Genomic DNA, 5,267 nt, shown 5'->3' with positions numbered 1-5,267 from the left:
CAAAATATAGCCCCTTATGATGTTATCTAAAAAAATTATTACAATGAAAAAGTTTATTTTATCCTTAGTACTCATGGCTGTAACAACAAGTTACAGCCAAGAGTTAAACCTACCAGTTTTTACTCAGTATCTGGCTGATAACCCGTTTGTGCTTTCTCCTGCCTATGCAGGTATTGGTGACAACCTTAGAATTAGAGCAAATGGTTTAACACAATGGGTTGGAATTAAAGATGCACCTCAAAACCAGTCGCTTTATGCCGATTTTAGAATCTTAGATCGTTCAGGGGTGGGTATATCGCTTTATAATGATAAAAACGGATATACAAGACAAACCGGTGCTAAAGTATCCTTTGCGCACCACCTTATCTTAGACTATTACTCAAAACAGTATTTATCTTTTGGTATTTCATACAACTTCAATACATTTAGAATTGATACGGATGAATTCAATACCACGATAGAACATCCTGTTATAGATCCAACAGTTACAGACAATCGTTACAATGCAAACAACAACTTTGACATTAGTGCTTTGTACCGTAATAAAGATTTTTATATAAGTTTTAATGCCAACAACGTTTTAAAGAAAAATACAGATAAATATCGTGGAGTAGAACCAAACCTGCTTTCAAACTATCAGGTTTATACTGGTTATGTTTTTCGTGATGCTGAAAATAGCCGTATAGAATACGAACCATCTGTTTTCTATCAGTACTTTGCAAGTGATAAACGTTCAACAACCGATATTAACTTCAAGTACAGAAGATATAATCGTTACGAAGATTATTATTGGATTGGAGTTTCATACCGTTTCCTAAACGACCAGTTTCCAAAACCATTATCAGTTGGGCCAATGGCAGGTTTCATGAAATCTAAATTTTATTTTGGATATTCATATCAGGTTATGTTCAACGATTTAGGAAATTACAATACAGGAACACACGTGGTAACTATAGGGTTCGATTTCTTACAAGCTATCAGTAACTGTCCTTGTACACAAAGTCCGGTACACGATTAATCGCCAAAAGACGATTATTTTAAAATAGGCTGAAAAGCCAAAAATTATAAAGCGAGTCGCAACATTATGTGTTTTTACCGCAATAATTTGAAATAAACATGCAATAGCATTAAATTTGAATATATCATTTTGGTTGTCAAAACGGTATAAATCAAATTTGATTCATGAAAGCAAAATTTTCACTTTATGCGAAACATATAGTTCTGTGCCTCGCTTTTTTATTTATACCGTATGCGTTCACGTCTACAAATACCGTTTTCTCATTACCGCATTTGTACACAAATCCGCACGATCGCATTTACCTGTTTATCTATTTTACACTTCTTTGCTTCTTTTACTTTAATTATTATTATCTAATTCCCAGATTATACTTTTCAGAAAAAAAGCTTCTGTATTATTTCATAATAGCCATCTTTCTTTTATTCTTTCTTTGGATATCTACCGTTTTGGATCATCCAAGCCGAAACTTTTTGGATTTTGAATATCATTCCGGAAAATTACCAATTCACCCCAAACCATTTGAAGGGAGATTTCCACCGCCGCACAGAAACGAGCCAATGCCTTTTGAGTTCAACGGAGGTCCGCCAACACAATACGGACACACAACACTTGTTTATTTAATTGGCGTAGTTTCAAGTTTGCTTTTCGCCATTTCAGGAAGATTGCAAAATGTTGAAAAAGAAAAAGTAAAATCAGAATTAGCTTTTTTAAAAGCCCAGATAAATCCGCATTTTTTGTTCAACACACTAAACAGCATTTACGCATTGGCCTTAAAAAAAGACGATAAAACGGCAGACGCCGTAGTTCAGCTGTCGGAGTTAATGCGTTATATAATGACCAATTCAAACGATGAGGTTATTGAATTAAACAAGGAAATCAATTACATCAACAATTTCATTTCACTTCAAAAAACACGTTTAGGAAACACAGTAAACGTAGATTATAATGTAACCGGAAACACTTTTGGAAAAGTCATAACACCGCTCATTTTGATTTCATTTATTGAAAATGCATTCAAATACGGAGTAAATCCAGATCTGACTTCCGAGATTTGTATCAAAATTGATATCGATGATGAAACACTAAGTTTATACGTTTCTAATAAAAAGACATTTTCGATACAATCAGATTCAGGAATTGGACTTCACAATACAATCGAAAGATTGAAGTTAGTATATCCTAATAAGCACCACTTAAAAATCGAAGATTCAGCAGAAAAATACATTGTAAACTTGAACGTTAAAATACGATGATAAAAGCAATAGCATTAGATGACGAGCCATTGGCATTAGAAATTCTTCAGAGTTTATGTGATACAATTGATTACATAGAACTGAACAAGACTTTCACGAAATCTGATGAAGCATTCAAATACTTAAAAAAATATCCTGTCGATTTATTGTTTCTCGATATCAATATGCCGTCCATTTCCGGTTTAGACTTCTACAAAAAGCTTCCGCATAAAACAATGGTAATTTTTACAACAGCTTATTCTGAATTTGCCGTTGAAGGCTTTACGCTCAGCGCAACCGATTATCTGTTAAAACCAATTTCGCTTTCCCGATTTCAACAAGCGGCCGAAAAAGCCTTTTCACAATGGAAACTGCAAAACCAAAACATCAAACAGCAATATCTTTTTATTCGTGCCGATTATAGTTTGATTAAAATTCTGTTTTCAGATATTTTATATATAGAAGGTTTAGACGATTATTTAAAAATCCACATCCAAAACCAAAAAACAGTTGTCGCGCGAATGACCTTAAAAGCAATTCTCCAGAAATTGCCAGAAACCGAATTCCTAAGAGTTCATCGTTCTTTTATTATTCCTATTTCTAAAATCTCTAAAATAAGAAATAAGATAATTTTCATCGGTCAAGCCGAAATTCCAATCAGTGTCAGTTACGAAGAAGCTTTTTCAAAACTTTTTGATCAAAAATAACACCTTTTATTTGTTAAAGATTTTTACTACAAAAAATTAATATTCATTCGTTCACCTCATAAATTATAACCTTTACCTCAAACTTTTTACAACGCTTTTATTTCGAATAATTTTACTTGAAAACAACTGTTATTCATTCAATTAAAATAACATTTAAACGAAAAAGCAATGAAAAGAAAAGAGTTTTTAAGAGGTTTAGGTTTAATAGGAATTGGTTCATTAGCAATTCCCATCATAAACTCATGTAGTCAGGATAATGATGATGGTTCATCAAATTCTTCAACTAATACAGATTCATCTTCTGGTTCAGGTTCATCTTCAGGTGATTGTTCAGTTACAGCTTCAGAAACTGCTGGGCCATTTCCAACCATTACACCATCTTCTTTAGTAAAATCAGATATTACAATGGACAGAACTGGCGTAGCTTTCACCATAAAAATTAGCATAAAAAATACAAATGCAAGCTGTGCCGTATTAAAAGATGCCATTGTAGATATTTGGCACTGCGACAAAGACGGTTATTATTCAGAATACGGTGGAACTTCAATGCAATCTGTAAATTACACAACCGCTCACTTTTTAAGAGGAAGACAAACTACCAATGCTAATGGTTTGGTAACTTTTACCTCAATCTTTCCGGGCTGGTATTCAGGAAGAGCAACTCATATTCACGTTCACATTTATAACGCCAGCGGAACTTCATTACTCGTAACACAAATTGCTTTTCCCGAAGGAACAAACAGTGCCGTTGCTTTAGTAAACGCATCGAGTACAAATGGTTATACAAAAGGAATGTCTGGTTACACCTATAATGCTTCAGACAACGTCTTTTCAGATTCTGTTGCAAATGAATTAGGTACAATAACAGGAAGCGTTAATGAAGGTTTTGTTTTAACTCACACCATTAACGTTGCAGGATAATTTCAAATTATAATTTATGATAGCTCAAATTCCGGCACAAATTTACAAGTCAGATTCAAGAGGGTTTTCTAATTCAGAAAAACACAACTGCTTCTCGACTTTTAATTTTGAACATTACCAAGATTTATCCCGTTACGCATTCGGATCTTTAAAAGTTTTAAATGAAGTAATATTAGCTCCCCAACAAAGTATTACTCGATTTGTAAACCCAAACACAAATGTGATCATCCTGCCTTTATTTGGCGGAATAGAATTTAAAGATAATATCGGTAATGAGGAATTTTTGCATGTAGAGCAAATTAGAATTCTGAAAACATTTGAAGAATTAACCGTTGAAATTTTTAATCCATACGAAAAGGAAAATGTGAGTTATTTAGAATTTGAATTTCAAATGGAAAAAGAAGATCTTAAAAATGATTTTCAGCAATATAAATTCGACTTAAGTACACATAATAAACTGAATTCATTATTTGAAATTGGAAATGCTTTTGGATTTATTGGCATTTATGACGGAAGAAAAGAAGGAACTTTTACTTTAAAGAATACCAATAATGGCGTTTTTGTTTTCGTAATTAACGGAGCTTTTGAAATCGAAAACCGACTTCTGGAAGCAAAAGATGGTTTAGCTATCCAAAAAACCGAAACTATAGAATGGGAATCGTTGTCACAAAATGCGATGTTGCTTGTAATTGAAGTTCCTCTAAATTCAAATTAAATGAAAATAACGAAAATAAAACTCGCTTATCGTATAGTAATAGACAGCTCATCGACTTTGCTTTGGGATAAATATGTTTTTGAAGATACTTTCAAAGAATACCAAATGCAGTCTCAGCAGTTTAATTCGGCATCAAATCCAAAAAATACATTTAGAGAATTATTAAGTGAAAATGAAAAAGCAAATCAACTGCATTTTCTAACCGGAATCGCTGCCAGCGGTTATGTAGAGCAGTTAAAAGGAAATTTCCACCGTGTAACAGATATTTTGGGAAATAACTATTTTCCTTTTATCAATTATCAGTTGGATATTATCAATACAGACATTACAGATACATCAAAACATAAAATCGGAATCACATTTTATTCGCCTTTATTAAACTACTTCGGAATTATCGAAGGCAATTATCTCGTTTCAAAAAATACCGAAAACACAAACGAATATGAAACGTTAATGTTTCCCGTTCAGCATAATTTGTCTATTTGTTTCATTCAAACAGAAGACTAATTCAAGATCCAAAAACAAAAAATAATCTAATTCATTTTTTACCTTTTCTGTTTTTCTGTTAACAGAAAAGGGTTTTTTATAAAATGGATTTTTGCAGGATATTTTTTATCTTTGAAATTCGGGCTTTTAATCGAAATGGCTTTATCTTTGAGCCTTCAGAAAAATGA

The 5,267-nt window shown here is 32.6% G+C and carries 6 protein-coding genes; all 6 read left to right on the top strand.

Translation table 11 applies throughout. The features are described 5' to 3' along the window. Positions 1-43: 43 nt before the first annotated feature. Positions 44-1,018, top strand: a complete 975-nt coding sequence (locus APR43_RS17395) for a type IX secretion system membrane protein PorP/SprF (protein ID WP_053474376.1) — start codon at positions 44-46, stop codon at positions 1,016-1,018. A gap of 470 nt (positions 1,019-1,488) precedes the next feature. After that, on the top strand, positions 1,489-2,271 hold the full coding sequence (locus APR43_RS17390) for a sensor histidine kinase (protein ID WP_053474366.1): 783 nt from the start codon (positions 1,489-1,491) through the stop codon (positions 2,269-2,271). Beyond that, positions 2,268-2,957, top strand: a complete 690-nt coding sequence (locus tag APR43_RS17385) for a LytR/AlgR family response regulator transcription factor (protein ID WP_053474367.1) — start codon at positions 2,268-2,270, stop codon at positions 2,955-2,957. Before APR43_RS17390 ends, APR43_RS17385 begins: the two co-directional genes overlap by 4 nt. A gap of 168 nt (positions 2,958-3,125) precedes the next feature. Next, entirely contained in the window at positions 3,126-3,878 is a 753-nt protein-coding gene (locus APR43_RS17380; RefSeq protein ID WP_053474368.1) for an intradiol ring-cleavage dioxygenase, read from the top strand. A gap of 16 nt (positions 3,879-3,894) precedes the next feature. Then, positions 3,895-4,593: a hypothetical protein gene (locus APR43_RS17375; RefSeq protein WP_053474369.1), complete on the top strand. Its 699-nt coding sequence runs from the start codon at positions 3,895-3,897 to the stop codon at positions 4,591-4,593. After that, positions 4,594-5,100, top strand: coding sequence for a hypothetical protein (locus APR43_RS17370; protein WP_053474370.1), 507 nt, complete (start codon positions 4,594-4,596; stop codon positions 5,098-5,100). It begins immediately after the preceding gene. Positions 5,101-5,267: the final 167 nt, after the last annotated feature.

The organism is Flavobacterium sp. NLM (genome assembly GCF_002210235.1).
GTDB classification, from domain to species: Bacteria; Bacteroidota; Bacteroidia; order Flavobacteriales; family Flavobacteriaceae; genus Flavobacterium; species Flavobacterium panici.
Note: the sequence above shows the minus strand (reverse complement) of the source record. Positions and strands in the feature narration are given on the sequence as shown.